General features: G+C 34.8%; 29 protein-coding genes. 28 read left to right on the top strand and 1 reads right to left on the bottom strand.

The features are described 5' to 3' along the window. From hisC to CS937_RS10170, 12 genes are all read left to right on the top strand, one after another. On the top strand, window positions 1-1,089 hold the full coding sequence (gene hisC / locus CS937_RS10225; protein WP_099158356.1) for a histidinol-phosphate transaminase: 1,089 nt from the start codon (window positions 1-3) through the stop codon (window positions 1,087-1,089). Between the two features lie 5 nt (window positions 1,090-1,094). Continuing rightward, on the top strand, window positions 1,095-2,198 hold the full coding sequence (locus CS937_RS10220; protein ID WP_099158355.1) for a prephenate dehydrogenase: 1,104 nt from the start codon (window positions 1,095-1,097) through the stop codon (window positions 2,196-2,198). Between the two features lie 32 nt (window positions 2,199-2,230). Beyond that, window positions 2,231-3,520 (top strand): 3-phosphoshikimate 1-carboxyvinyltransferase, encoded by a 1,290-nt coding sequence (gene aroA / locus CS937_RS10215; protein WP_099158354.1) that lies wholly within the window; start codon window positions 2,231-2,233, stop codon window positions 3,518-3,520. Between the two features lie 600 nt (window positions 3,521-4,120). Continuing rightward, window positions 4,121-5,359, top strand: a complete 1,239-nt coding sequence (locus tag CS937_RS10210; protein WP_245835729.1) for a tetratricopeptide repeat protein — start codon at window positions 4,121-4,123, stop codon at window positions 5,357-5,359. Window positions 5,360-5,414: 55 nt separating this feature from the next. Then, window positions 5,415-5,990 carry a ReoY family proteolytic degradation factor gene (locus CS937_RS10205; RefSeq protein WP_099158352.1) on the top strand — a complete coding sequence of 192 codons (576 nt, stop codon included), beginning with the start codon at window positions 5,415-5,417 and terminating at the stop codon, window positions 5,988-5,990. Between the two features lie 95 nt (window positions 5,991-6,085). After that, window positions 6,086-6,544, top strand: coding sequence for a DUF2487 family protein (locus CS937_RS10200; RefSeq protein WP_099158351.1), 459 nt, complete (start codon window positions 6,086-6,088; stop codon window positions 6,542-6,544). A gap of 164 nt (window positions 6,545-6,708) precedes the next feature. Beyond that, a complete protein-coding gene (locus CS937_RS10195; protein WP_099158350.1) occupies window positions 6,709-7,221 on the top strand; it encodes a QcrA and Rieske domain-containing protein in 513 nt (170 codons plus the stop codon). 6 nt (window positions 7,222-7,227) lie between these two features. Continuing rightward, entirely contained in the window at window positions 7,228-7,902 is a 675-nt protein-coding gene (gene qcrB, locus CS937_RS10190) for a menaquinol-cytochrome c reductase cytochrome b subunit (protein ID WP_099158349.1), read from the top strand. 18 nt (window positions 7,903-7,920) lie between these two features. Continuing rightward, window positions 7,921-8,691 (top strand): menaquinol-cytochrome c reductase cytochrome b/c subunit, encoded by a 771-nt coding sequence (locus tag CS937_RS10185; protein WP_099158348.1) that lies wholly within the window; start codon window positions 7,921-7,923, stop codon window positions 8,689-8,691. Between the two features lie 94 nt (window positions 8,692-8,785). After that, window positions 8,786-9,364, top strand: coding sequence for a lipoprotein heptaprenylglyceryl N-acetyltransferase LhaT (lhaT, locus tag CS937_RS10180; RefSeq protein WP_099158347.1), 579 nt, complete (start codon window positions 8,786-8,788; stop codon window positions 9,362-9,364). A 68-nt stretch (window positions 9,365-9,432) separates the two neighbouring features. Further along, window positions 9,433-9,687: a sporulation protein YpjB gene (locus tag CS937_RS20005; protein WP_099158346.1), complete on the top strand. Its 255-nt coding sequence runs from the start codon at window positions 9,433-9,435 to the stop codon at window positions 9,685-9,687. A 70-nt stretch (window positions 9,688-9,757) separates the two neighbouring features. Beyond that, entirely contained in the window at window positions 9,758-10,444 is a 687-nt protein-coding gene (locus CS937_RS10170) for a zinc metallopeptidase (RefSeq protein WP_099158345.1), read from the top strand. Window positions 10,445-10,509: 65 nt separating this feature from the next. Here CS937_RS10170 and CS937_RS10165 read toward each other — a convergent pair whose 3' ends face one another. Then, window positions 10,510-11,385 carry a YitT family protein gene (locus tag CS937_RS10165; RefSeq protein ID WP_099158344.1) on the bottom strand — a complete coding sequence of 292 codons (876 nt, stop codon included), beginning with the start codon at window positions 11,383-11,385 and terminating at the stop codon, window positions 10,510-10,512. A gap of 163 nt (window positions 11,386-11,548) precedes the next feature. Between CS937_RS10165 and CS937_RS10160 the strand changes: the two genes are divergently transcribed. The 16 genes from CS937_RS10160 (at window position 11,549) to nth (ending at window position 26,474) form a co-directional block, all read left to right on the top strand. After that, a complete protein-coding gene (locus CS937_RS10160) occupies window positions 11,549-11,887 on the top strand; it encodes a nucleotide pyrophosphohydrolase (protein ID WP_099158343.1) in 339 nt (112 codons plus the stop codon). Between the two features lie 21 nt (window positions 11,888-11,908). Further along, on the top strand, window positions 11,909-12,703 hold the full coding sequence (dapB, locus tag CS937_RS10155) for a 4-hydroxy-tetrahydrodipicolinate reductase (protein WP_099158342.1): 795 nt from the start codon (window positions 11,909-11,911) through the stop codon (window positions 12,701-12,703). 11 nt (window positions 12,704-12,714) lie between these two features. Beyond that, complete coding sequence (mgsA, locus tag CS937_RS10150; RefSeq protein WP_099158341.1) at window positions 12,715-13,140, top strand: methylglyoxal synthase; 426 nt, start codon at window positions 12,715-12,717, stop codon at window positions 13,138-13,140. Continuing rightward, window positions 13,137-14,267: an N-acetyl-alpha-D-glucosaminyl L-malate synthase BshA gene (gene bshA, locus CS937_RS10145; RefSeq protein ID WP_099158340.1), complete on the top strand. Its 1,131-nt coding sequence runs from the start codon at window positions 13,137-13,139 to the stop codon at window positions 14,265-14,267. Before mgsA ends, bshA begins: the two co-directional genes overlap by 4 nt. A gap of 14 nt (window positions 14,268-14,281) precedes the next feature. Then, complete coding sequence (locus CS937_RS10140) at window positions 14,282-15,484, top strand: CCA tRNA nucleotidyltransferase (protein ID WP_099158339.1); 1,203 nt, start codon at window positions 14,282-14,284, stop codon at window positions 15,482-15,484. Continuing rightward, complete coding sequence (locus CS937_RS10135) at window positions 15,460-16,464, top strand: biotin--[acetyl-CoA-carboxylase] ligase (RefSeq protein WP_099158338.1); 1,005 nt, start codon at window positions 15,460-15,462, stop codon at window positions 16,462-16,464. The genes CS937_RS10140 and CS937_RS10135 overlap by 25 nt, the downstream gene beginning before the upstream one ends. Then, window positions 16,454-17,287 carry a 3-methyl-2-oxobutanoate hydroxymethyltransferase gene (gene panB, locus CS937_RS10130; protein WP_099158337.1) on the top strand — a complete coding sequence of 278 codons (834 nt, stop codon included), beginning with the start codon at window positions 16,454-16,456 and terminating at the stop codon, window positions 17,285-17,287. Before CS937_RS10135 ends, panB begins: the two co-directional genes overlap by 11 nt. A 10-nt stretch (window positions 17,288-17,297) precedes the next feature. Next, window positions 17,298-18,170, top strand: a complete 873-nt coding sequence (panC, locus tag CS937_RS10125) for a pantoate--beta-alanine ligase (RefSeq protein WP_099158336.1) — start codon at window positions 17,298-17,300, stop codon at window positions 18,168-18,170. A 12-nt stretch (window positions 18,171-18,182) separates the two neighbouring features. Next, on the top strand, window positions 18,183-18,566 hold the full coding sequence (panD, locus tag CS937_RS10120) for an aspartate 1-decarboxylase (protein ID WP_099158335.1): 384 nt from the start codon (window positions 18,183-18,185) through the stop codon (window positions 18,564-18,566). Between the two features lie 220 nt (window positions 18,567-18,786). Next, a complete protein-coding gene (gene dinG, locus CS937_RS10115; protein WP_099158853.1) occupies window positions 18,787-21,588 on the top strand; it encodes an ATP-dependent DNA helicase DinG in 2,802 nt (933 codons plus the stop codon). A gap of 217 nt (window positions 21,589-21,805) precedes the next feature. Then, window positions 21,806-21,973: a YpmA family protein gene (locus tag CS937_RS10110; protein WP_099158334.1), complete on the top strand. Its 168-nt coding sequence runs from the start codon at window positions 21,806-21,808 to the stop codon at window positions 21,971-21,973. Then, on the top strand, window positions 21,927-22,469 hold the full coding sequence (locus CS937_RS10105; protein WP_176555813.1) for a cell wall elongation regulator TseB-like domain-containing protein: 543 nt from the start codon (window positions 21,927-21,929) through the stop codon (window positions 22,467-22,469). The genes CS937_RS10110 and CS937_RS10105 overlap by 47 nt, the downstream gene beginning before the upstream one ends. Before the next feature lie 13 nt (window positions 22,470-22,482). Beyond that, window positions 22,483-23,667 (top strand): pyridoxal phosphate-dependent aminotransferase, encoded by a 1,185-nt coding sequence (locus CS937_RS10100; RefSeq protein ID WP_099158332.1) that lies wholly within the window; start codon window positions 22,483-22,485, stop codon window positions 23,665-23,667. A 19-nt stretch (window positions 23,668-23,686) separates the two neighbouring features. Beyond that, window positions 23,687-24,979, top strand: a complete 1,293-nt coding sequence (asnS, locus tag CS937_RS10095) for an asparagine--tRNA ligase (protein WP_099158331.1) — start codon at window positions 23,687-23,689, stop codon at window positions 24,977-24,979. Between the two features lie 158 nt (window positions 24,980-25,137). Beyond that, window positions 25,138-25,815 (top strand): DnaD domain-containing protein, encoded by a 678-nt coding sequence (locus tag CS937_RS10090; protein ID WP_099158330.1) that lies wholly within the window; start codon window positions 25,138-25,140, stop codon window positions 25,813-25,815. Window positions 25,816-25,817: 2 nt separating this feature from the next. Continuing rightward, the gene (gene nth, locus CS937_RS10085; protein WP_099158329.1) at window positions 25,818-26,474 is read left to right on the top strand and encodes an endonuclease III; all 657 of its coding nucleotides are present in this window, start codon (window positions 25,818-25,820) and stop codon (window positions 26,472-26,474) included. Window positions 26,475-26,526: the final 52 nt, after the last annotated feature.

Genomic DNA, 26,526 nt, shown 5'->3' with positions numbered 1-26,526 from the left:
GTGAATGGAAAAAGTATTTTGAGTCAAATGACCCCATATAAACAAGGTATGCAAATTGAAGAAGTAAAAAAAGAATATGGATTAACTCGAATTGTAAAGTTAGCATCGAATGAAAATCCTTTTGGCTATTCTTCCAAGTTACAAGAACAATTACCAAACATGCTCCATGATTTTGCTATATACCCAGATGGCTATACTGCTGAACTTAGAACCGCATTGGCCACGAAACTACAAATAGAAGAAAACCAGCTTGTTTTTGGTAGCGGTTCTGATGAGCTTGTGCAATTAACCTGCCGTGCATTTTTATATCCAGGTGTTAACACAGTTATGGCTGCTCCTACGTTTCCACAATATAAACATAATGCGCAAATAGAGGGTGCGGAAATTAAGGAAATACCAACCGTTAATGGGTATCATGACTTAGAATCGATGGTTCATGCAATTGATGAAAATACAAAAGTTGTTTGGCTTTGTTCACCTAATAATCCAACTGGGTGCCTAACACCCAAAGATGAATTTTACTCATTTTTAAATAAATGCCCAAGGGATGTATTAATAGTCTTGGATGAGGCTTATTATGAATATGTTGAACCAGGATTAGATCCAGATGCCATCAATAACATAAACAATTATTCTAATTTATTAGTACTAAGAACATTTTCAAAGGCATACGGATTAGCTGGTTTGCGCATTGGTTACGGGGTTGGATCTGAGCAGATAATAACAAAACTTAATGTTGTCAGAGGTCCTTTTAATACAACTTCTTATACTCAAAAGGCAGCGTTAATTGCTTTAGAAGATGAATCGTTTATTAAAGAAACTTATGAAAAAAACAAATTCATTAAAGAAACGTTTCAGCATTTTTTAGATAATATAGGCTGGTCATACTACGACTCACATACAAACTTTTTGTGTGTTTCGTTACCGGTATCTGGTAATGAAATGTTCGCATATTTACTTAAGCACGGATATATTGTTAGACCAGGAGAAGGAATAGGTTGTCCAAATACTGTTCGTATAACCATTGGTAATAAACAAGATATGGAGAAATTACAGTCGATTATTCAAGAATTTAAACGTTGTAGGTGATTTTAATGGGGAAACGAAAGATACTAATGGTTGGTCTCGGCTTAATTGGTGGATCATTAGCAAAAAATCTTGCACAATCTAATGAAAATTATATTATTGGCTACGATACTAATGAAAAAACAATTGAATATGCACTGATGAATGGAATTATTGATGAATCATGTACATCAGTTACCGAAGCGATTAAAGATTTAGACTTTGTAATTATTGGAACTCCAATATCTCAGACGATTGCAATCATGCAAAAGTTAGATAAAATTGAGCTGGATCATAATGTGATTGTAACAGATGTTTCTTCTGTTAAAGAGCCAATAATGAAAACTGCTAAATCGTTATCAAACCGTAATATCACCTTCATTGGAGGTCATCCAATGGCAGGTTCACATAAAAAAGGGATCACTGCAGCAAAGGAGCATTTATTTGAAAATGCAATTTTTGTTTTAACACCTTTATTGAATTGTGCAAGTGAGCATATAGAAGCGCTACAACAATTACTAAAGGATACAAAAAGTCATTTTGTTATTTTACATCCAAATGAACATGATGAGATGACAGGGGTTATTTCTCATTTTCCACATTTAATTGCATCTTCATTAGTTCATCAAGCAAAAAAGTGGGAGCTTACACACGAATATATTCCAAAACTCGCAGCTGGAGGGTTCCGCGATATAACACGAATTGCATCAAGTAATCCAGAGATGTGGCAAGATATTTTTTATCATAATCGAGGCAAAATGTCACAATTGTTAGCGGATTGGATAACTGAAATGAGTGAGTTGAAAGATTTACTTGAAAATAATGATAAGAATCGGATAATTAGTTATTTACAGCAAGCAAAAGAGTATAGGGATGGACTAGGACACAAAGAAAAAGGTGCAATACCGGCATTCCATGATTTATATGTTGATATTCGAGATCAATCAGGGGCAATAGCAACTGTTGCACAATTACTCGCGACAGAGGAAATAAGTATAAATAATATTGAAATTTTAGAGATTCGCGATGGGATAACAGGTGTTCTACGGTTAAGTTTTCCTACTAAAAATGCACAATTACAAAGCTATACTTTACTAGGGAAACATGGATATGAAATGATGATAGATGAGTAATTCTATACAGATACATAAGGATGTGATGTAGTATGGATAAGAAGGTATTGTATCCAAGTTCTAAACCTTTATCTGGGGTTATCAACGTACCTGGAGATAAATCAATATCCCACAGATCTGTAATGTTTGGATCTATGGCGAATGGTACAACAAGAGTTGATAACTTTTTAGATGGTGAAGACTGTATGAGAACCGTTAATACATTCAGAGCAATGGGTGTCGTGATAAAGAAAGAAAATACAACACTATTCATTCAAAGTAAGGGTGCTTCATCCTTAACAGAACCAACCACTCCATTATACTTTGGAAATTCTGGTACAACAGCGAGACTAATGTTAGGTGTGTTGGCTGGTTTACCATTTTTTACAACTGCATATGGTGATGAATCGTTAACCAAGCGCCCAATGGATAGAGTTGTGGATCCTCTAACACAAATGGGGGCTTCATTCGATGGACGAAATCAAGGAAGCAACTTACCACTAGCAATTCGGGGTGGGGAGTTAAGCGGGATACGCTATGCACTTCCAGTTAAAAGCGCTCAAGTGAAATCAGCGGTTTTATTAGCAGGTCTATTTGCTGAGGGTGAGACAGAAGTAATTGAGGAAATTTCAACTAGGGACCATACTGAAAATATGTTACATGCTTTTGGCGCTGACATAAAAAGACATAAGAACCATACAGTTATTACAAATAAAAATGCATTGAAAGCAATAGATGTTCTCGTGCCAGGAGACATTTCATCTGCAGCCTTTTTTCTAGTTGCTGCAACAATTGTTCCAGAAAGTTCAATTACCTTGAAAAATGTTGGTCTTAACAACACTAGAACAGGTATTATAGATGTTATGGTAAATATGGGTGCAAGCATTGAAATTACTAATGAACAAACTGTTGGTGGTGAACGCATTGGTGACCTTTCCGTTTCTTATAGGAAGCTAAAAAGTATCGTAATCGGTGGGGATATTATTCCTAGATTGATAGATGAAATTCCTATCCTTGCTCTTTTAGCAACGCAAGCTGAAGGTACGACGATAATTCGAGACGCTGGTGAACTAAGGTACAAAGAAACGGATAGGATTGCAGCTGTTGTCGATGTATTGTCTACACTTGGAGCAAAAATAGAGGCTACGGATGATGGGATGATTATTCATGGTAAGACGCAATTAATAAGTGGAAGTGTAGCGTCATACGATGATCACCGCATAGCCATGATGATTGCAATTGCTTCATTGATTACAGAAGATAAGGTTATTTTGGATGATGATGCAAGTATTGCCATTTCATATCCAGATTTTTTTGATGATTTAAATTTAGTTTTAAGCTAAGGATGTTTTCTAGAAGATTGTTGCTTTTTAACATGCTGAATTTTATTTAATAGTTGATATAAAATGAGATGTAAGAGCTATGTTGATTTCGCATTTTTAGTTGCTCTTTGCCCCACAGTCCGTATACACTATTCTTTTCGGGGGCGGTTGGAGAGCGTCCTCGTACTAACTTCTTTAAGGGTCTCATTTCCCAAGAGTCTACGTGTATACGGGCTGCTTGTAAGAAAATATATGCGTTTCTATTTCTCATCATTGAAATTGGATTAAAAAAATCACAACACCAATGATGGAAATATACAGAGACTCCTACGGGAAAGCGAAGACGATGAGACCCCACAGGGAGCGGTCTTTGCGAGCGAGGAGGCTTAGTGTGAGCCCGTGTTAAGCGTAGTATTTTCCGTAGCGGTCGCAGGACGTCAAACAAGATTTTAAGTTATGTCGCAGTTTCTATAAATTGCAACAAACTATGTGAAAAGATCTTAGCTAATGATAGAAGAATCTGCACAGTGCGGATTCTTTTTTCTTTTCTTCACATGTATGATAAAATCTATCATACAGTTTTATTGTACGGTAGAGAGGATGTTTCGGGTGGAAACAATTATGGAAGCAGTAAATTTAATGGAAGCAAAGAAAATGAATGAAGCAATAGCACTCTTAGAGAATTATTTGCCATTGGCTGATGAAGAAGAAAGGTTTACAATTGCTGAATTATATATACAATGGGGGTTCCTTCAAGAAGCTAGTGTTATTTTAAATGAAATGCTCCAACAATATCCGGCAGAAAGTGAATTGAAAGTCATGCTTGCTGATATATATATAGAATTGGACAATGATGAAGAAGCTATTAACTTACTAAATGAAATTGGTGAAGACGATGAGTCATATATCCAAGCATTAATACAACTTGCTGATTTATATCAAGCTCAAGGACTATTTGAAGTAGCTGAACAGAAGTTATTGGCAGCAAAAAATTTGAATCCAAATGAACCAATTATCGATTTTGCGCTAGGAGAATTGTTATTTTCAACTGGGGATTATAAAAAATCAATTACGTATTATGAAAAAATTATCGTAAAAACAAATGAAATAGCAAATGTTTCCATCAATGACCGTTTAGCAGAAGCCTATGCCGCAATTGGCGAATATGAGAAAGCATTAGAAATTTTCCAAAGCATTGATAGTGAAAACTCTGATACATTATTTAAATATGGGTTTACAGCATCACAAGCTGGAAGACTCGATATTGCAATCAAGGCCTGGGAGCAAGTTATTACACTTGATCCGTATTATCATACTGTTTATTACCAATTGGCGAAAGCATATGAGGAAGAAGAACTACCAAAAGAAGCGTACAATACAGCCAAAAAAGGTTTACAGGTTGATGAATTCAATAAAGAGTTATATTTCTATGCGGGAACACTTGCTCATCAATTAAATAACAATGATGAAAGTGAAGAATGGATCCGACAAGCTGTTGCATTAGATCCAGATTATAAAGAAGCAATTATGTTTTTAATTGAGTTGTTAAAAGCGAGAGATAGCCATAATGGGATTATTGAGCTTATAAATGAAATCAAGCAATATGGTGCAGAAGATGCTCTTTATGAATGGGAACTTGCAAGAGCGTATAATGAAATTGAGTCGTATAATAATGCATTAAATCATTACAGGGAAGCATATAATAATCTTAATCAAGATAGTGAATTTTTAAAAGAATTCGCATATTTTCTTATTGAAGAAGGGAGGAGCAAAGAAGCTTTACCGTTATTTAAAGCATATTTACAACTACAGCCAGAGGACATAGATGTTGAGGAATTTTATAATCGATTAAGACAGTAAATCGATTATGAATGGTAACAATAAATTCTAATTGAATGTAAAGGAGGCAACTTAAGTGCAGACTCCTATTTCCGTACAAGATAAAAAAAGCTTTATAGATTGGTTTTTAAATCATTTTCAATTGAAAAAGAGAGAAAGTGTATGGATATTAAATTATTTAGTAAACCATGACGACCTGTTAACAAATGTCCATTTCATAAGAGAAGCAAGGTTTTGTCCAAGAGCGATTGTAATGAGTAGTCACTGCTCTGATGAAGTCCCTTTTCGTTTTTATAAGAATCAATTGGTGACAACTGACGCAGAAAAGTCATTTCACGATATACGTTTAAATCAAAAAGAGCCATTGTACATTCAATTAAATTTTAAAAACGCAAATCAGAATGCTTTTTATGTAGCTGTTTTAGAAGATAATCCATTTATTCCAGAGGGATTCTTTATCACTAAAAAGGATCAGGAGCTGGCAAAAAAACTTTTAGATAACTCATTATATAACTATAAAAAGAAAATGCTTCGGGAGCAAATTGATCGTTCTTTGGATAATAAGGATGAACAAACGTTTTTAAAGCTAGTAGAACAGCTACATAAACTAGAAGCTTACTATTCAAATCAGCCTAAGTTGCTTAAGCAATAGGTTGATTTTTTTTGTGTAAATAAGATAGTATTTATAATTATGATTAATAATTTTTTTAAATATGAACAAGAATAAAGAAAGAGGTCGACAAAAGCATGCAATGGATTAAAGAAGATCTACAGCAATACATACAGGCAAAGGAATACGTTGATACGATTATAGTTCCATTAATTCCATATCATTTATCACAGGATTCGGAACTAGAGAAAAATGCATTTCAGAGTGAAGTGCTATCTATATTTGCTAAAGAAATCGAAAAAGAATTATCAGGTCGAGTAATGTTAACTCCTAATTATCATTATTTAAAAAGTGGAAGTAAAGAAGAGGAATTGAAACGAATCAATTCATGGGCGGGTGATGCATTGTCTCAACCATTTAAGAATGTATTTTTTGTCACATTTGATTCAACTTGGAAAAAAAATGAACAAGCCTTAGATGGAACGTTGATATGGTTACCTGGTATTCAATCTGGAGATTTAAAATCTAATGAAATGCGTTCTTTTATTCATGATCAAGTAGAGCAAATTGGTGAGTTTATAAAATCCTACTGGTAAGGATAAACTATCATTTGCATCGGTGGTTGTATGTTTTTGCGAAACTTTTGTAACAATAATGAATAAATATTGACCCGACAAATACTTTGCGCTATCATGGTAATGTCCTAGTAATCTGATTAAAATATATTTGTCCGTGATAAACGAATAGAGGGGGGAAAATCATGAGTGAAAAAAAGCAACAAGTATCCCGTCGACAGTTTCTAAATTATACACTAACAGGTGTAGGTGGATTTATGGCAGCTGGAATGCTTGTTCCTATGTTACGTATGGCAGTTGATCCGGTTCTGCAGGAGTCTTCAGCAGGCGATTTAGTAAATGTTGGCTTAGCTGTAGAAGATATCACCACAGAACCACAACGTGTCGATTGGAAAATTGATCAAGTGGATGCATGGTATGAATCTAAAGTTGGTAAATCTGCATGGGTTTATAAAAATGATAATGATGAAGTTGTAGCACTTTCCCCAATTTGTAAGCACCTTGGTTGTGTTGTTTCTTGGGAAGGTAGCGAAGATTATCCAGACCAATTTTACTGCCCATGTCATGGCGGACGCTATCATAAGGATGGACAAAATATTCCTGGAACACCACCGACAGCAGCGCTAGACGTATATGAGAGTAAAGTTGAAAATGGGATGTTATACCTTGGTAGAGCACATCCAAGAGGGGAGGCGTAATCATTAATGCTACAAAAATTATATGACTGGATTGATGATCGTATCGATATTACGCCATTATGGCGCGATATAGCGGATCATGAAGTACCTGAACATGTTAATCCTGCCCATCATTTCTCTGCTTTTGTATATTGTTTTGGGGGCTTAACATTTTTCGTTACAGTAATACAAATTTTATCAGGAATGTTCCTAACAATGTATTATGTTCCTGATATCGAAAATGCATGGAAATCTGTTTATTACTTGCAAACAGAAGTAGCTCACGGTCAAATTGTACGAGGCATGCACCACTGGGGCGCAAGTGTTGTTATTGTAATGATATTTTTACATACATTGCGCGTATTTTTCCAAGGCGCGTATAAAAAACCGCGTGAGCTTAACTGGATGGTAGGGGTACTATTATTTTTCTGTATGCTTGGTCTAGGCTTTACTGGTTACCTATTGCCATGGGATAACAAAGCCTACTTTGCGACTCAGGTAGGACTGGAAATTGCTGAACAGGTACCATTTATTGGAGAACAAATAAAAATACTACTTGCCGGTGATGCACATATCGTTGGAGCGCAAACATTAACACGATTCTTTGCGATCCACGTATTCTTCTTACCAGCAGCACTGTTTGGATTAATGGCTGTTCACTTTTTGTTAATCCGTAAACAAGGTATTTCTGGACCACTATAATAAAAGGAGGGGAAAACTGTGCATAAGGGTAAAGGAATGAAATTTGTCGGCGACTCACGTATATCCGCTGATAAAAAGCCGAATATGCCAAAAGACTATTCTGAGTATCCTGGTAGAACAGAAGCTTTTTGGCCTAACTTCTTATTAAAAGAGTGGTTAGTTGGTGCTGTCTTTCTAATTGGTTTTCTTTGTGTTACAATCGCACATCCATCACCTTTAGAGGGTATGGCAGATCCAACTAATGCAAGTTATATACCATTACCGGATTGGTACTTCTTGTTCTTATATGAATTATTAAAATATAAATTTGCAAGTGGACCATATATTTTATTTGGTATTCTTTTAATACCTGGACTTGCATTTGGTGGACTTTTATTAGCACCATTCTTAGACAAAGGACCAGGCAGAAGACCACATCAGCGCCCGATTGCTGTTGGTATGATGTTACTTGCTGTAGCATCTGTAATGTGGTTAACATATGAATCAGCGGAACATGTTGATTGGGAAGCTCGTGCAGAAGCAAACAAACCGGTTGCTTCCGTAGAAATTGATAAAGAAGCTCCGGGATATAAAGTTTTTGAAAGTAACTGTATGTCTTGTCATGGCGATTCCTTACAAGGTGGAGCTGCTGCACCTTCATTGATTGGAATTGACCGTTCTGCAGATGAAATTATGAAAATTGCACAAGAAGGTACTGGATCAATGCCACCAGGTGTATTTAAGGGTACTGATAAAGAATTAAAACAATTGGCAGAGTTTATTGTCTCTGTTAATGAAGAAGCAAAATAGGATATTAAATAGACACCTTTGCCATTTCAATTGGTGAAGGTGTCTTTATCTATTTAAAGATTTTTGCAGGAACGATATAGAAGGGACTTTCTAAATGGTTAAATACATATTACAGAATCAAACGTTTATACTTATTTTATTTATTATTAATTTATTTGGAACGATATACGGATATATTTGGTATGAGAGCCAATTGGCCATTACACCCGCAATCTTTCTAATATTTGTACCCGACAGCCCCACAGCAAGCTTGTTTTTTACATTCGTACTTTTTTTCTTCTTATTAAAAAAAAATGCTCCTTATATCGAAGCGCTTGCAATGATTACCTTGTTTAAGTATGGCGTATGGGCCGTGTTAATGAATATACTAACACTTGTCGTTGACGGATCTTTAAGCTGGCAGGGGTATATGCTAATTGCATCACATGGTGCGATGGCGATTCAAGGTTTGCTTTATGCACCATTTTACAAAATAAGGTTAAGGCATATAATGGTTGCAGCAGTTTGGACACTACACAATGATATTATTGATTATGTGTTTGAAATGATGCCCATGTATGGGTCTCTAACTGACTACATGAATGAAATTGGATATTTCACCTTTTGGCTAAGTATTTTATCCATTATGATTGCTTATGTATTAACAAACAATAAACTCAAAATAAAGCTGTAAGTCCCTGTTATATAATTGAATTTCACCTCATACATTAATGATAGAACGATGTATATGAGGTGATCTCTATGAAACGCAATAAAATATCTTTGTTTTCGGTGCTTGTAGCAATAATCATAGGGATTTATGTTTATTTTCCATGTTCCGTTTATGCAATGGACATTGTTGCATCAGCACACTCGACTACATCTAAAGATATGACACCGTTTTATTGGACGGTAGGAATTGTAGGTGGATTAATTGCAATTACATTAACGTATGTTGGTTGGAGAAAATATAAAGGCGATAAAAAAAAGAGTGCAAATAATGATCCAAATAGTTGACTTGACTTTAATTATTGACTAAAATTGACCTTAAGGTAGTATATTTATACTAAACGATGGAGGAATGTAAATGCTAGGTGGACTTGGTGGATATATTATATATATTGTCCTATTAATGGCTATCCCGATATGGGCTCAATCAAAAGTGAAAAGTACGTATAAAAAGTATTCAAAAAAGGCAACTTCTTCCTATATGACTGGTGCAGAAGTTGCTCGAAAAATATTAAATGATAATGGGATATATGATGTTCAGGTGGAAGAAACTAGAGGGACGCTTTCTGATCACTATGACCCACGTAAAAAAGTAGTTAGGCTTTCAAGTAGTAACTATCATGGACAATCAATGGCATCATCTGCAATTGCTGCCCATGAGGTAGGACATGCAATACAAGATGCAGAATCATATGCATTTTTGCGTTTTAGACACGCAATCTTTCCTCTCGCTAGCTTTGGAGAAAAGATTTCATTTCTTCTTATTTTAGCGGGAATCATTTTTAGTGCAATGAACTTATTGTTAATTGGGATTGTTTTTATGTCATTTGCTGTATTGTTTCAGTTGGTTACATTACCAGTTGAATTCGATGCCTCTAATCGCGCAATGGCTCAATTGGTTTCAACAGGAGTAATAAGAAATAATGAAGAACGCGAAACGAAAAAGGTACTCAATGCTGCGGCATTAACATATGTAGCTGCTGCATTAGTAGCAGTAGCTGAACTAATCAGATTCATTTTGATGTTTGTAGCAAGTGAAGATTAATAAAAAAAGGATGACACGTGAGTTGTCATCCTTTTATTATATATTTTTTCATACTTGCCTGTCCCTTAATCATCGTTTAAAGGATTTTTATTTTCATCTAACGTAAATCCCTCACCAACAACATCATGGACGGAACTTACTGCAACAAAGGCATGTGGATCAATGCCATTAATAATATTTTTCAATCGGACAATTTCATTTCGACCAACAATACAATATAGCACATCACGCGTTTCACCAGTGAAACTTCCTCTGCCGGCTAATACTGTAACTCCACGGTCCATATCTATATTTATTTTGCTTGCGATTTTATCACTGTGACTGGATATGATTGTTGCACCACGTGCTGCATATGCACCTTCCTGAATAAAATCAATTACACGTGCTCCAATATAAACTGCCAATAATGTGTACATACCTTCAACTAACTCCAAGCTCGTAAATACGGAAGTTATTATAACTACTGCATCAAATAAGAACATTGTTTTTCCCATACTCCAGCCAACGTATTTATGAACTAGTCGTGCAATAATATCTACGCCACCAGTAGTTCCTCCATAACGAAAAATAATACCAAGTCCAACCCCGATAAAGACACCGGCGAATAATGCAACCAACGTCATATCTCCTTGCAGGTTTAATTCAAATGGATTAATTTGAAATACACTTAAAAATACCGATACCGCAAACGTACCAATAATAGTATAAATAAATGTACTGCGTCCAAGAAATTTCCAACCTACAAAAAATACTGGGACATTTAATATAATATTGGTTATTGCAGGGTCCCATTCCCATAAGAAATAAAATAATAACGTGATTCCAGTAAATCCACCTTCACCAAGATTGTTTTGCATATTAAAATGAACAATTCCAAAGGAAAAGATTGCAGAACCTAACAAAATAAAAAAGATATTTTTTATTTTTAATCCAAATAGCATAATATGTACCTCCTATCATTATGTAATTAGACACTTTTATTATTATAGTCAATTTAAATTACTTCAACAATCATATTTTTACCTGTTATAAAATAAATAATTTGTCAAAATCAACCCTTTTGGCTAACATGAAAGGAGATTAATAAAAAATGAGGGGATTATAATGACAAACGACAAACCTATTTATAACACAGTTGAGATACAAAAACGAGTAGATATGTATATTTCCCAATTTAAAGAGGGTTATTTCTCCCCATTAAGTCTTGTGGCCAGGTTAACAGAAGAAATGGGGGAGATGGCACGTGAAGTGAATCACTACTATGGTGAGAAGCCTAAAAAGACAACTGAGAATATTAAATCGATAGATGAAGAGCTTGGTGACATCCTATTTGTGCTGACTTGTTTTGCAAATTCCCTTGATATTGACCTTTCCGAGGCATTTGAATTGTCAATTAATAAAATTGAAACACGTGATAAGGACCGTTGGACTAAAAAAGATTAGAAACATAGGAGGATACTAGATATGACACGAATCATAATAGCAGGACCACGAGGTAAAATGGGGTCTGAAGCAATTCAATTGGTTAACAGTACGGAATCATTTGAATTAGTTGCATGCATCGATCGTAAAAATGATGGTAAAACAATGAGAGATGTTGAGTCTCTTCCTGATTTAGACGTTCCAATATACGAGAGTGTTGAAGAATGTTTTCAACAAATCCATGCAGATATTTTTATTGACTTAACTGTTCCTGAAACAGGTTATATACATACAAAAGCTGCATTAAAGAATCATGTTAGGCCTGTTGTTGGGACATCTGGATTTACAACTAAACAAATAGAAGAGCTTACAGAAGTTGCGAAATCAGAAAAAGTAGGTGGGTTGATTGCTCCGAATTTTGCTGTTGGTGCTGTACTTATGATGCAATTTGCACAGACTGCTTCGAAATACTTTCCTGATGTGGAGATTATTGAAAAACATCACGATCAAAAATTGGATGCTCCATCTGGAACCGCAATAAAAACTGCTGAATTAATATCTAGTGTACGAAGTTACAAAGAACAGGGACACGAAGCAGAAAAAGAAACGTTAGCAGGTGCAAGAGGGGCAAATTCTGATGGTATGAGAATACATAGTTTACGCCTACCTGGTCTAGTAGCCCACCAAGAAGTGATTTTTGGAAGTTCTGGACAAACCCTAACCATTAAACATGATTCCTATAATCGTGAGTCATTTATGGCAGGGATAAAGTTGGCAATTGAGGAAGTTATGAAATTAGACAAACTTGTTTATGGACTTGAAAACATTTTAGAATAGGTGGGGATTCGATGAATATTGCATTAATTGCTCATGACAAGAAAAAGCAGGATATTATTGGATTTAGTATTGCTTATAAACATGTCTTAAAAAAACATAACTTGTTTGCAACTGGAACTACTGGAAAGTTAATTACTGAAGCGACTGATTTAAACGTTCACAGATTTCAATCAGGTCCAATAGGTGGAGATCAGCAAATCGGTGCATTAGTGGCAAACAATGAAATGGATGTCGTAATCTTTTTTCGTGATCCACTTACAGCACAACCACACGAACCTGATGTAAGTGCACTGATGCGCTTGTGTGATGTTCATTTGATTCCATTAGCAACAAATTTAGCTGCTGCAGAAATCGTTATTCGAGCATTAGAGCGCGGTGACCTTAGTTGGAGAGAAGTCGTCAAACAAAATAAGCAAGAGAAGGAAATGTCAGAATGAAAAAAATTGGTATTACATGCTATCCGACTGTAGGAGGTTCAGGCGTTATTGCCACAGAATTAGGTATCCTACTTGCGGAACAGGGACACGAGATACATTTTATAACATCAAGTATCCCATTTCGTCTTAATCATATTTATCCTACTATTTATTACCATGAAGTGGAGTTGAACCATTATCCCGTATTTCAATACCCACCGTATGATCTTGCTTTAGCAAGTAAAATGGCTGAGGTGATTGATAGGGAGAAGTTGGATATATTACATGTACATTATGCAATGCCGCATGCAATTTGTGCCATTTTAGCCAAAGATATCGCACAGCATGATGTGAAAATAGTTACGACATTACATGGAACAGATATTACCGTGTTAGGAATAGACCATACGTTTAAAAAAATGATAAAGCATGGTATTGAACAATCTGATGCAGTTACAGCTGTTTCCAAAAGTTTAGTCGAACAAACAAAGGATATGCTAACAATAAATAAAGAAATATCGGTAATATATAATTTTGTTAATGAAAATGAATATCGAAAAAAAGAAATCCTTGATATTAAACAACAATATGGTATTCAAAAGGATGAAAAAGTAATTATCCATATATCAAACTTTCGTAAAGTAAAGAGAGTAACGGATGTCATCCATGCCTTTAACAAAATTAAGGAACAAGTAAAAGCGAAACTCCTGTTAGTAGGGGATGGTCCGGAATATTCAACTGTATGCCAATTAGTTGACAATCTTGGCCTACGAAACCATGTATTGTTTTTGGGAAAACAAAAAAATGTGAGTGATTTATTATCTATTTCAGATTTAAAATTACTTCTATCAGAAAAGGAAAGTTTCGGCTTAGTCTTACTTGAGGCTATGGCTTGCGAAGTACCTTGTATAGGGACAAATGTTGGAGGAATTCCAGAGGTTATTAGGCACGGTGAAACAGGTTATATTGTGGAAGTAGGAGATATTGAAAAAACTGCTTCTTATGCCATCAAGCTTTTAGAAGATGAGGAATTACTTAATAGCTTCTCAAAATATGCATATGATCGAGCAAGAACTAATTTTCATTCGGAAGAAATTGTAAAACAATACCTAGATTTATATGATCACGTATTACGTAGTACTAAATAGAGATGGTGATAGTAATGCTGGCAGAAAAATTTGAACAAGCAAAATTTGTTTTAAAGCAAATTGAAAAGCATCATCATCAAGCATATTTTGTAGGTGGATGTGTTCGAGATATACTGCTACGACGACCAATTGGGGATATTGACATTGCAACGTCTGCAACCCCACAAGAGATTATAACAATGTTTGATAAGGTAATTCCTGTGGGGATTGAACATGGTACAGTTATCGTAAGGCACCAACAACAATCCTATGAAGTAACGACATTTCGTGTAGATGGAACGTATAGCGATCAAAGGCATCCAGACTCTGTTGAATTTATTAGAACTATTGATCAGGATTTACTACGAAGAGATTTTACGATTAATGCCTTAGCGATGGATAAAAATGGTGATATCATTGATTTATTTATGGGTAAGAAAGACCTTGAAAATAAGGTAATTAAAACAGTAGGCAATGGGTATAATCGATTTAATGAAGATCCATTACGAATAATGCGCGCGCTTAGGTTCTCTAGTCAATTAGGATTTTCAATAGATCTAGAAACATTGGATCAGATGAAAGAGCTTAAACAACAAATTGAAACAATAGCTGTTGAACGCCTTGCTACAGAATTTACAAAGTTATTTGCTGGTGAGTTTATAAATCACGGAATGGAGTATTTAAAAAGCACAGATATATATAAACACCTACCTGTTATGGTAAAATATCCATATATCATTGATAATCTTCCTAAGAAACTAAACTCATTATCATCGTTTGGTCAAGTAATTGCTTTATTTCATTCTATTGAACCACAAATTAGCATCCTCACATGGGTGAAAGAATGGAAATGTTCAAATAAGATAAAACAGGAAGCAACTCAGTTATATGAAGCATTTTTACATTATAAAAATCATCAATTAGACCAATGGTTGGTATATTGTTTAAACACTGAAAACTATCAAGGTTTTGTAAAGATCATTAATATGTTTTATGGTCGTGGACATGTTTTGATAGAGGAACTAGAGCAAATCGAGCAATTGTTACCAATCAATTCAAAAAAAGATTTGGCTTTGAATGGGAATGATCTTATATCATTATTTCCTGATGTCAAAAAAGGACCGTGGATACAAACTTACTTAAATTTACTAGAGCAGCAAGTTGTATTCGGAAACATAAAAAACAATAAAAATGAATTAAAGGATTGGATAAGATGGCATCCACCCGAAATAAACTAATCAAGCTTTTAGAAAAAACAAGAGACAATTATGTTTCAGGTCAATTTTTGTCCGAAGAACTTAATATATCTCGTGCAGCAATCTGGAAGCATATGAAAGAACTTGAAAAAGACGGTTATGAAATTGAAGGGAAATCTAAAAGAGGGTATCGGATATTAAAGTCTCCAGAAAAATTAAGTGAAAACACTATCCAGTGGGGATTAAATACAGAATGGCTAGGGAAAAAAATAATACATAAATCGTCAACTACATCCACCCAACATATTGCCCATCAGTTGGCTCAAGAAAATACACCACACGGTACAATCGTCATTGCTGATGAGCAAACGGCTGGAAAAGGTAGAATGAATCGTAAATGGCATTCAACAGAAGGAAAAGGCGTCTGGATGAGCATTTTACTTAGACCTGATATCTTACCCTACCTAGCACCGCAATTAACATTATTGACGGCGACAGTGTTGGCAGACGTATTATCAAAAGATATGGATACAGAGCCAAAAATCAAATGGCCCAATGACATTCTAATAAATAACAAAAAGACAGCAGGTATATTAACAGAAATGCAAGCTGAACAGGACCAGATTCAATATGTTGTCATTGGTGTAGGCATAAACGTTAATCATACTTTGGGAGACATTCCTGAAGATATTCATAGGAAAGCTACCTCTTTACAAATAGAAACAAATAAAACATTCGATATTACTAATCTTATTCAACACATTTTACAAACGTTTGAATCCGCTTATGATTCATACATAAAGTACGGTTTTCCAAACGTTAAGAATAAATGGGAAAGTTATGGGTTTAGAATCGGTGAAACGATTCAAATTAAAACTATCAAAAAAAGCTGGGAAGCAGTCTTTTTAGGTATTGCGGAGGATGGAGCGTTGTTAACGAAAAACAATGACGGTGAGATCAAAAAGTTATATTCAGCAGAAATTGACTGGTATAGGGAAGGAGAGAGGAATCATGTTAACTAGGCTTGATCTACAAAAAATGAAAAATGAAAATCAAAAAATAGCAATGCTTACTGCTTACGATTACCCATCTGCAAAAATGGCAGAACAAGCAGGTATTGATATGATTTTAGTTGGTGATTCACTTGGAATGGTAGTGCTTGGGTATGACTCTACTGTAAAGGTAACAGTCAATGATATGATTCATCATGCAAAAGCCGTAAAACGTGGAGCAAAGAAGACGTTTGTAGTTGTTGATATGCCATTCATGTCATACCATGTATCACTTGAAAATTCTTTAAAAAATGCACAACAAATTTTTCAGGAAACGGATGCACAAGCTTTAAAAATTGAAGGGGCATCAGATGAAATTCTTGATCTTACAAAATTTTTAACAAATGCGGGGATTCCTGTCGTAGCACATATTGGGTTAACACCTCAAACTGTTAACGTTATAGGTGGTTATAAAGTCCAAGGTAAGGACAAACAAACCGGCGAGAAATTATTGCAACATGCTAAGCAATTAGAAGAAAGTGGAGCAATTGCAGTGGTTCTAGAATGTGTTCCCATGGAGCTTGCCGACATTGTTACAGAATCATTATCTATACCAACAATAGGAATTGGTGCAGGAATGGCTTGCGATGGACAAGTATTAGTATATCATGACATCCTCAAGTATGGAGTAGACCGCTTACCAAAGTTTGTAAAGTCTTATACGGACTTAAATTCAGAAGTAAAGCTGGCTATTCAATCGTATAGTAATGATGTCAAAAATAATAAATTTCCTACTGAAGCATATAGCTTTTTGATTAAAAATAAAGATGCATTACCAAACATAATTAAGTAGGTAGATAAAAATGGAAATAATACGTACAATAGATAAAATGCAAACAAAATCATTAGGATTGTTACGAAGCAATAAAACAATTGGTTTAGTTCCAACAATGGGTTTCTTTCATGAAGGACACTTATCCTTAATGAAGGAAGCAAAAAAAGATAGCGATATTGTTGTTACAAGCATATTTATTAATCCGCTACAATTTGGACCAAACGAGGATTATGAACAATATCCGCGTAATGAGGAAAATGACATAAAACTTGCGGAACAAGCTGGTGTAGACATATTATTCATGCCAGGTGTGCGTGATATGTATCCGAGAAAAATGATGATTGATATGACCATAAATGAACGTGTAAATGTTTTATGTGGTCGTTCTCGCCCGGGTCATTTTGAAGGTGTTTTAACTGTTTTGTCTAAGTTGTTTAATATTATTTTACCTGACAAAACGTTTTTTGGGATGAAAGATGCACAGCAGATTGCAGTTGTAAATGCGCTAATCCACGATTTGAATTTTCCAAACGAGTTAATTGCTTTACCAACTGTAAGAGAAGAGGATGGCTTAGCCAAAAGCAGTCGGAATGTAAATTTAAGTAAGATAGAGCGAAATGAAGCTGTATGGCTATACAAAGCTTTAAAACATGGGCAGCGTTTAGTAGTTGACGGGGAAAAAAATCCTGCTATTATTGAAAAAGAGGTTAAAAAGATTATTGAAAATAAGACTAGTGGTACGGTAGATTATGTTGAATTATTGAGCTACCCAGAACTCCAGGACGTATCTACGATAGATCAACAGGTTATTTTAGCAACTGCCGTTTTCTTTGAAAGCGCGCGACTAATAGATAATTTGATATTTGATACAGATGGAAGCCTCGTTAAACATATAAAGTAGGGGGAAATTTTTATGTATCGCACCATGATGAGGGCAAAAATTCATCGTGCACGAGTTACAGAAGCAAATCTTAATTATGTTGGCAGTGTTACGATAGATCAAAATATAATCGAACAAGTCGGTATTTTACCACATGAGAAAGTTCAAATCGTTAATAATAATAATGGTGCTCGATTAGAAACATATGTTATACCAGGTGATAGAGGATCTAGGATTGTTTGCTTAAATGGAGCTGCAGCACGACTTGTTCAACCAGATGACACTGTCATTATTGTTTCATATGCAATGGTTTCTGAGAAAGAGTTAGCTTCATTCAAACCAAAAGTTGCAATAATGAATGAAAAAAATGAAATTCAACAATTAATTGAACAAGAACCACCACTGACTGAATTGTAGTATAAAAAGCGAGATCGACTGGTTTGGGGTGGTCATTATAAATGAACTGCGGCTCGCAGGGATTTGTGATCGGAATACCAATTGGTTTTGCGGCAATACCCCTAGAAGTGTTGCTGGCATATTAAAAGCGAAGGCTATTTAATGTGATTTTGTAAGGCGCAAAACTCTTATCAGTTTTTTGATAAGAGTTTTCCTTTATGTAATGAAGGCAGGTGGTAATATGAACGGAAGATATGTTGTAATAGACCTTGAAACAACAGGGCACTCACCAATTAAAAATGATAAAATAATTGAAGTTGGAATTGTTGTTATAGAGAATAACACAATTAGTGAAGAGTATTCTACCCTTTTAAATCCAGAACAATCAATACCACCATTTATATCTAATTTAACAGGTATTTCCAATGAAGATGTTTTAGATGCCCCAACGTTTAAAGATGAGGCAAATGCAATTGTTTCGATGTTTGAAGACAGTTATCTAATAGCTCATAATGTACCTTTTGACCTAGGCTTTTTAAATGAAGAGCTTGCTACATATAATATGAAAAAGTTAAATAATCCTGTCATCGATACAGTGGAACTTGCAAGGATTTTATATCCGCAGGCACCCAGTTTTAAACTTGGCCAATTGGCGGAGTATATAGGAATTAAACATAGTGATCCCCACCGTGCTTTGTCAGATGCTTATGTAACAGCTGAATTATTTATAAACCTAATGGAAAAGCTTGAAACACTTCCATATGAAACGATTGATCATCTTTTAAAGCTAGAAAAAACACTAAAATCGGATTTATATCAACTACTTACAGAGCGACAAGAAGCGTTAGCTTTTTCAACAGAAGAACAAGCTACTATTACTTCTTACAAAGGATTAGCATTTAACCAACAAGACGATCGTAATGGTGCCAAAGTAACTGTCAAGACGGCTTTTGGGAGTTATTTAGATTCCATTTATGAGGCAAATGGAACGATGGCACAGCTTATGAAGAACTATGAAAAAAGGAACGGACAACGCGAAATGTCCGAAGAGATTTTTGATGCCTTTCAAGTGAAGTCACATGCGTTAATAGAGGCAGAGACTGGAACAGGTAAATCGTTAGCATATTTAATTCCGGCAATTTTTGAAGCTGTTAAAACAAAAAAACGTATTGTAATAAGTACGCATACAACTCAATTACAGTCACAGTTGTTAGATGAAGAAATACCATTAATCCGAAGGCTTGTTTCTTTTCCTTTTAATGTCACTTTATTAAAAGGAAAACAGCATTATATTAGTTTAGAAAAATTTGAAAGAGAGTTAGGAACAGGACAAGTTGACAATTATGATATCACATTAACCAAGGCTATGATTTTAGTTTGGTTAACTGAAACCGAAACTGGTGATATTGATGAAATTCAATTACCTCCCAGTGGGTATTTATTCTTTAAACGAATTTCAACTGATACAGAGGGATATGCAGATCCATCATCACCTTGGTTTTCACGATCCTTTTATCAAAGAGCTAGAAAACGAGCACAACAAGCGGATATCGTTATTACGAATCATGCATTGTTATGTACCGATATTTTTAATGGTTATCAATTTTTACCATCATATGAAAAGGTTATTATTGACGAGGCACACCATTTAGAAGAAACCGCATCAAAACATTATGGTTTGAAACTGGATTATGCGAATATTAACTATAATCTTAATCACATTGGATTAGTCGATGATGGGAACTGGCTTGGGAAATTATTGGGGAAATATCCAGTAAAAAATGAGGAAACCATAATGGACAAATGGGATCATAAATTTGGGTTAACAAAGCATGAAATTGATGATTTGTTTCGTCATATTTTTCAATATGTCGTTGATCAGCAAAAATACAAAAAATCTTTTAGTGATATTGGTCGTATTCAATACCGTTTTGAAAATGATAAAGAGAACCCTAAACAATGGCGTGTCATTAAGGAAATGGCAACGAGGTTAACTTTCAATTTTAGGGATTTAATTCACATCCTAGCACAGCTGGAAGACTATTTAACGAAACAAGAGCAGCTTGATAAAAATGATAGGGAGGAAATCCAGGCAGCTATTCAGCATATGCAATTATTTATTGATACAATGGAACAATTATTTTTAACTGAACTGAACAACGATGTTAAATGGATAGAAATTGAAGCATATGGAGCTAAAAATGCGGTGTATTTGTATAGTGAACCAATTGAAATTTCTAAGTTTTTAACAACTGACTTTTTCGAAAAGAAACAAAGTGTCATTTTAACTAGTGCGACATTGACAATGAAAAATTCATTTACATTTATTCAAAACCGTTTGGGATTACAATCTGAAAATACAATAACGAAAAAAATTGATTCACCATTTTCTTATCACGATCAGGTACAATTATTAATTCCAAATGACTTTCCAGATATTAAACATGGTGATTTAGATGCATTTATTTATTCAACATGTGAGGCAATTATATCGCTTTCTGAAATAACTAACGGCAGAATGCTTGTGCTTTTTACCTCTTATGACATGTTAAAACGTGCACATACAATACTCAAGGAAGCAATCGATATAACAAAATTCGCATTAATTGCTCAAGGAATATCAAGTGGTAGTCGTTCAAGACTTAAGAAGAATTTTGTAAACTTTGACCAAGCAATTTTATTAGGTACTAGTTCTTTTTGGGAAGGTGTTGACATTCCTGGTGAAGATTTATCATGTTTAATGATAGTTCGCCTACCATTTCAACCACCTGATCATCCAGTTTATCAGGCAAAATCTGATCATTTAAAAGAAGAGGGAATAAATGCATTTATGGAACTTTCTTTACCAAATGCAGTAATTAGATTTAAACAAGGGTTCGGACGGCTTATTCGTTCTTCCAATGATCGTGGACTTGTTTTTGTTTGTGATGCAAGAATCGTAAAAGCTAGATACGGAAAATATTTTACCGAATCAATCCCAAGTGTCCCAACAACATTTGATTCTACACACAAATTGATGGATAAAGCAGAAGAGTGGTTTTAAAACAAAAAAATACTGATGCACCATTGATGCATCAGTAAATATGGTATGGGTTGGAAAAAATTTTGTTGAAATAAATACAAACAAACAAATGCTTGTTATACTGTATATGTGCTACATAATATTTATCTTCAACGATACAATTAGTTTAAACCATAGAACCTTTACTATGTGTAACAAAATTTGATAAAACAAGAAGCTTTTTTGGAGGGAAAAATAATTGAATAAAATCGAGACATTATCAACTATAAAAATCCAATACTCATCAGACTTATACAAAATTGTCGATTGCTTAAATCGAACACTAAAAAAGGACGATCTAATGTTTGGGCTGGCATTAGATGAAAACGATGATAAACAAGCAGTATTCACGATCTATCGTACCTAAATGGTTGAAATGGACTTTTTTAGTTTTATGTCTTGTGCTCATATCTTGTTTTATTTACAGTGGGTTTTTATATCATGATATTCAATTGAGCAAAACGGATGGTTTTAGCCAAACGAAGAAAAAAGTTTTGGATGAAACCGAGTTGTCGTCAATCGCAAGTATATCGCGTTTTCAAGGATTAACCGAATATCATGTTGTACGAGGTAGTACCAAAGAGGAAGAAGACAAACTGGTATTTGTTCCGATTGAAAATGAATCGGAAAAATTAACAATTATTAACACTAAGGAAATAATAAGCAAACAAAATATTAAAGAACAATGGCAAGCCCAATGTAATAAATGTGAATTAATTGAAATTATGCCAGCAATGGTAAAAGAAAAGCCATTATGGGAAATAACATATAAGGACAATTCTGGGCGGTATATTTTTGATTATTTATCAATTTATGATGGAGAACGATATGAACAATTTCGTTTAAAAAGTATGTTTAAATAGGAAGGTGATCGTTATGGAATTAGCAAATAGAGTAAAGACATTAACACCATCATCAACACTTGCCATTACAGCTAAAGCAAAAGAATTAAAACAACAGGGCTTTGACGTTATTGGGTTGGGTGCAGGTGAGCCTGACTTTAATACCCCTGAATATATTATTGAAGCTGCTGAAAAATCCATGAGAAACGGGTTAACAAAGTATACGCCATCAGGTGGAATACTTAAACTTAAAGAAGCAATTATTAAAAAATTCAAAGATGACAACCAATTGGTTTATAATACAAATGAAATAATTGTGACTACAGGGGCTAAACATGCTTTATATACATTATTTCAAGTGCTTTTAAACCCGGGTGATGAAGTGATTGTTCCAGCGCCATACTGGGTGAGTTATCCGGAACAAATCAAATTAGCGGGTGGTAACCCAACCATTATTAAAGCGGCAGAAGACAATGATTTCAAGATTACACCAGATCAGCTAGAAGCAGTTATTACCGAAAAAACAAAAGCATTGATTATTAATTCACCTAGTAACCCTACAGGAATGATGTATGACGAACAGGAATTGGCAATGCTTGGAGAAGTATGTTTAAAACATAATATTACGATTGTTTCTGATGAAATATATGAAAAATTAATCTATACCGATGATTTACATGTTTCAATCGCACAACTATCTGATAAACTAAAAGAACAGACTGTTGTTATTAATGGCGTTTCCAAATCACATTCTATGACGGGCTGGCGGATTGGCTATGCAGCAGGAAATGAACAAATTATTAAAGCAATGACAAATCTTGCTTCACATTCAACGTCTAATCCAACTTCAATTGCACAATATGCCGCGCTTCAAGCGTATACGTCTAACGAAGATCCAATTACAGAAATGAAACAAGCTTTTAAGGAACGGTTAGAAAAACTATATGCCTTACTAATTGAAATACCCGGAATTAAATGTAAGAAACCAAAAGGTGCATTTTATCTATTTCCAAATGTGCAAGAAGCAGCGAAGTTAAACGGATTTGACAATGTCGATAAGTGGGTAGCTGCACTGCTTGAAGAAGAAAAAGTTGCATTAGTCCCTGGATCTGGTTTTGGGGCAAATGAGAATGTGCGATTATCTTATGCAACATCCATTGATTTATTAATAGAAGCATCTAAGCGAATAAAACGTTTTGTACTAAACCATCAATCTTAGTTTTTTGGAGGGAACTTTTTTGAAGACAACAATAGCACAAGTAATGAACTATGAAGGACAAACAGTAACAATCGGAGCATGGCTTTCCAATAAAAGATCCAGTGGAAAAATTGCTTTTTTACAATTACGTGATGGAACTGGGTTTATTCAAGGAGTTGTAGTGAAAAGTGAAGTAAGCGAGGAAGATTTTCAACTTGCTAAAAACATGACACAAGAAACTTCGATGTACATAACAGGTACGATTGTGGAAGACAAAAGATCACCATTTGGTTATGAAATGCAAGTACAATCAATCGAATTGATTCACGAAGCAGTTGATTTTCCAATAACACCGAAAGAACACGGAACAGAATTTTTAATGGATCATCGTCATCTTTGGCTTCGTTCTAAACGTCAGCATGCGGTGATGAAAATTCGTAATGAAATCATTCGGTCAACGTATCAATTTTTTAATGATGGTGGTTATGTTAAAATTGATCCACCAATATTAACTGGATCATCTGCAGAAGGAACGACAGAATTATTTCATACAAAATATTTTGATGAAGAAGCTTACTTATCACAAAGTGGTCAGTTGTATATGGAAGCTGCAGCAATGGCTTTCGGTAAGGTATTCTCGTTTGGTCCGACATTTCGTGCTGAGAAATCAAAAACAAGAAGACATCTTATTGAATTTTGGATGATTGAACCTGAAATGGCGTTTATTAATCATGATGAAAGCTTGGAAATACAAGAACAATATGTGAGCTTTATTGTTCAATCGGTTCTAGAAAATTGCAAACTCGAACTAGACATTTTAGAACGAGATACAACAAAACTAGAAGCCATTCAAGCACCGTTTCCAAGAATTTCTTATGATGATGCAATCGAGTTATTAAAGGAAAAAGGATTTACAGATATTGAATGGGGAGAGGATTTCGGTGCTCCGCATGAAACTGCAATTGCAGAAAGCTTTGCTAAACCAGTATTTATCACGAACTATCCAAAAGATATAAAAGCTTTCTATATGAAACCAGATCCTAATCGTGATGATGTTGTTTTATGTGCTGATTTGATTGCTCCAGAAGGATACGGAGAAATTATTGGCGGCTCACAACGTATTGATAATCTTGAATTGATGAAAGAACGATATGAAGAACACAACTTAACTGGTGATGCATATAAATGGTATTTAGAGCTTCGTCAATATGGAAGTGTTCCACATTCCGGTTTTGGTCTAGGTTTAGAAAGAACAGTAGCATGGTTGTCAGGAGTAGAGCATGTTCGAGAAACAATCCCATTCCCACGTTTATTAAATCGATTATACCCTTAAATTAAAAAACGGGTGCGCGGCTTAGTGATGGATGGACTATACCCTCCGTGTATGCGATAATTAAAAAATTTAATTACTTAAATCCCTTGTTTTAAAAGCGAGGGATTTTTATTCGTTTATAATTTATACGTGCTATACTATGTATGAGGTGCATGAATATGACAAAAGCAATTCCATTTCAACAAATATTACTAAATCAAATACAAATCCCAACAAAATTATTAACTTCCTACAAAGAATACGGGATGGATGAGAAAGATGTAATGTTATTATTACAGATACATCGTTTTATAATGAATTCAAATGAATTTCCAACACCAAATGAATTGGCATCTTATTTAACAATAGATGAAAAAGAATGCTCGAATGTATTACGGAAGCTTATTCAGAAAGGTTTTCTATCGATTGAGCAAATAGAAAATGATCAACAACAGCTGGGAGAAGTGTATTCGTTAGATCCTCTATGGGAGAAAATTTTTTCAAAGGAGGCACCTGAACCAGACCAAGAAGATGGTACAATTTTTATTCTATTTGAACAGGAATTCGGAAGACCATTATCACCATTTGAAATAGAGACCGTCAATGTGTGGCTAGATGAAGATGAATTAGCACCATCACTAATAAAGGCTGCACTTCGAGAATCTGTTTTGATGGGAAAGCTAAATTTCAAATATATAGATCGTATTCTTAGAGAATGGAAAAAGAAAGGAATAAATACAGTTGAACAAGCTAGGGAATTTTCCAAAGCTTTTCATACAAATCAAACGAATAAGTCATCAAATCCTTCAAAAAAGAGGGATACATCATTTTATTATAATTGGTTAGAGGGAGAATAAGGATGTTGAACAAAAAGCAAGTTAGATACTGTTTAGACGTTTTTAGAGATATGTTTCCTGATGCGGAATGTGAACTGAAACATTCTAATCCATTTGAATTAGTGATTGCTGTTTTGCTATCTGCTCAGTGTACAGACGTGCTCGTTAATAAAGTTACAAGAGACCTTTTTCAACAATACAAAACCCCTGAAGACTATCTAGCTGTCTCGTTAGAAAAATTGCAGCAAGACATTAAATCAATTGGTCTATATCGCAATAAGGCTAAAAATATTCGAAAGCTTTGTCAAATGCTGTTGGATGAGTATGAAGGTAAGGTACCTAACACGAGAGAAGAACTGATGAAATTAGCTGGAGTAGGAAGAAAAACAGCAAATGTTGTTGCGTCAGTTGCTTTCAATGAACCGGCGATTGCTGTTGATACACATGTTGAGCGTGTCGCTAAACGGTTAGCAATTTGCCGCTATAAGGATTCTGTTTTAGAGGTAGAGCAGACGTTAATGAAAAAGGTACCGATAGATGAATGGAGTGTAACACATCATCGAATGATATTTTTTGGTCGCTATCATTGTAAAGCTAAAAATCCCAATTGCCCTGAATGTCCATTGTTGGATCTTTGCAGAGAAGGGCAGAAGCGGATGAAAAAGGTTGAGAAAATATAAAATTAATTTACAAAAGGAAAGAGGCAAACTCATTTGAGTTTGCCTCTTTGTT

The organism is Virgibacillus ndiopensis, from assembly GCF_900187325.1.
GTDB lineage: Bacteria > Bacillota > Bacilli > Bacillales > Amphibacillaceae > Virgibacillus_E > Virgibacillus_E ndiopensis.
Note: the sequence above shows the minus strand (reverse complement) of the source record. Positions and strands in the feature narration are given on the sequence as shown.

Coding starts and splice junctions, on each gene's coding strand:
- aroA (WP_099158354.1), top strand. CDS start 2,231: ATGGATAAGAAGGTATTGTATCCAAGTTCTAAACCTTTATCTGGGGTT.
- CS937_RS10090 (WP_099158330.1), top strand. CDS start 25,138: ATGACAAAAGCAATTCCATTTCAACAAATATTACTAAATCAAATACAA.
- panC (WP_099158336.1), top strand. CDS start 17,298: ATGGAAATAATACGTACAATAGATAAAATGCAAACAAAATCATTAGGA.
- CS937_RS10160 (WP_099158343.1), top strand. CDS start 11,549: ATGACAAACGACAAACCTATTTATAACACAGTTGAGATACAAAAACGA.
- nth (WP_099158329.1), top strand. CDS start 25,818: ATGTTGAACAAAAAGCAAGTTAGATACTGTTTAGACGTTTTTAGAGAT.
- panD (WP_099158335.1), top strand. CDS start 18,183: ATGTATCGCACCATGATGAGGGCAAAAATTCATCGTGCACGAGTTACA.
- CS937_RS10165 (WP_099158344.1), bottom strand. CDS start 11,385: ATGCTATTTGGATTAAAAATAAAAAATATCTTTTTTATTTTGTTAGGT.
- CS937_RS10100 (WP_099158332.1), top strand. CDS start 22,483: ATGGAATTAGCAAATAGAGTAAAGACATTAACACCATCATCAACACTT.
- lhaT (WP_099158347.1), top strand. CDS start 8,786: ATGGTTAAATACATATTACAGAATCAAACGTTTATACTTATTTTATTT.
- CS937_RS10220 (WP_099158355.1), top strand. CDS start 1,095: ATGGGGAAACGAAAGATACTAATGGTTGGTCTCGGCTTAATTGGTGGA.
- mgsA (WP_099158341.1), top strand. CDS start 12,715: ATGAATATTGCATTAATTGCTCATGACAAGAAAAAGCAGGATATTATT.
- CS937_RS10195 (WP_099158350.1), top strand. CDS start 6,709: ATGAGTGAAAAAAAGCAACAAGTATCCCGTCGACAGTTTCTAAATTAT.
- CS937_RS20005 (WP_099158346.1), top strand. CDS start 9,433: ATGAAACGCAATAAAATATCTTTGTTTTCGGTGCTTGTAGCAATAATC.
- CS937_RS10210 (WP_245835729.1), top strand. CDS start 4,121: ATGGAAGCAGTAAATTTAATGGAAGCAAAGAAAATGAATGAAGCAATA.
- CS937_RS10170 (WP_099158345.1), top strand. CDS start 9,758: ATGCTAGGTGGACTTGGTGGATATATTATATATATTGTCCTATTAATG.
- dinG (WP_099158853.1), top strand. CDS start 18,787: ATGAACGGAAGATATGTTGTAATAGACCTTGAAACAACAGGGCACTCA.
- CS937_RS10200 (WP_099158351.1), top strand. CDS start 6,086: ATGCAATGGATTAAAGAAGATCTACAGCAATACATACAGGCAAAGGAA.
- CS937_RS10135 (WP_099158338.1), top strand. CDS start 15,460: ATGGCATCCACCCGAAATAAACTAATCAAGCTTTTAGAAAAAACAAGA.
- dapB (WP_099158342.1), top strand. CDS start 11,909: ATGACACGAATCATAATAGCAGGACCACGAGGTAAAATGGGGTCTGAA.
- bshA (WP_099158340.1), top strand. CDS start 13,137: ATGAAAAAAATTGGTATTACATGCTATCCGACTGTAGGAGGTTCAGGC.
- qcrB (WP_099158349.1), top strand. CDS start 7,228: ATGCTACAAAAATTATATGACTGGATTGATGATCGTATCGATATTACG.
- CS937_RS10105 (WP_176555813.1), top strand. CDS start 21,927: ATGAAAACGATGATAAACAAGCAGTATTCACGATCTATCGTACCTAAA.
- CS937_RS10140 (WP_099158339.1), top strand. CDS start 14,282: ATGCTGGCAGAAAAATTTGAACAAGCAAAATTTGTTTTAAAGCAAATT.
- panB (WP_099158337.1), top strand. CDS start 16,454: ATGTTAACTAGGCTTGATCTACAAAAAATGAAAAATGAAAATCAAAAA.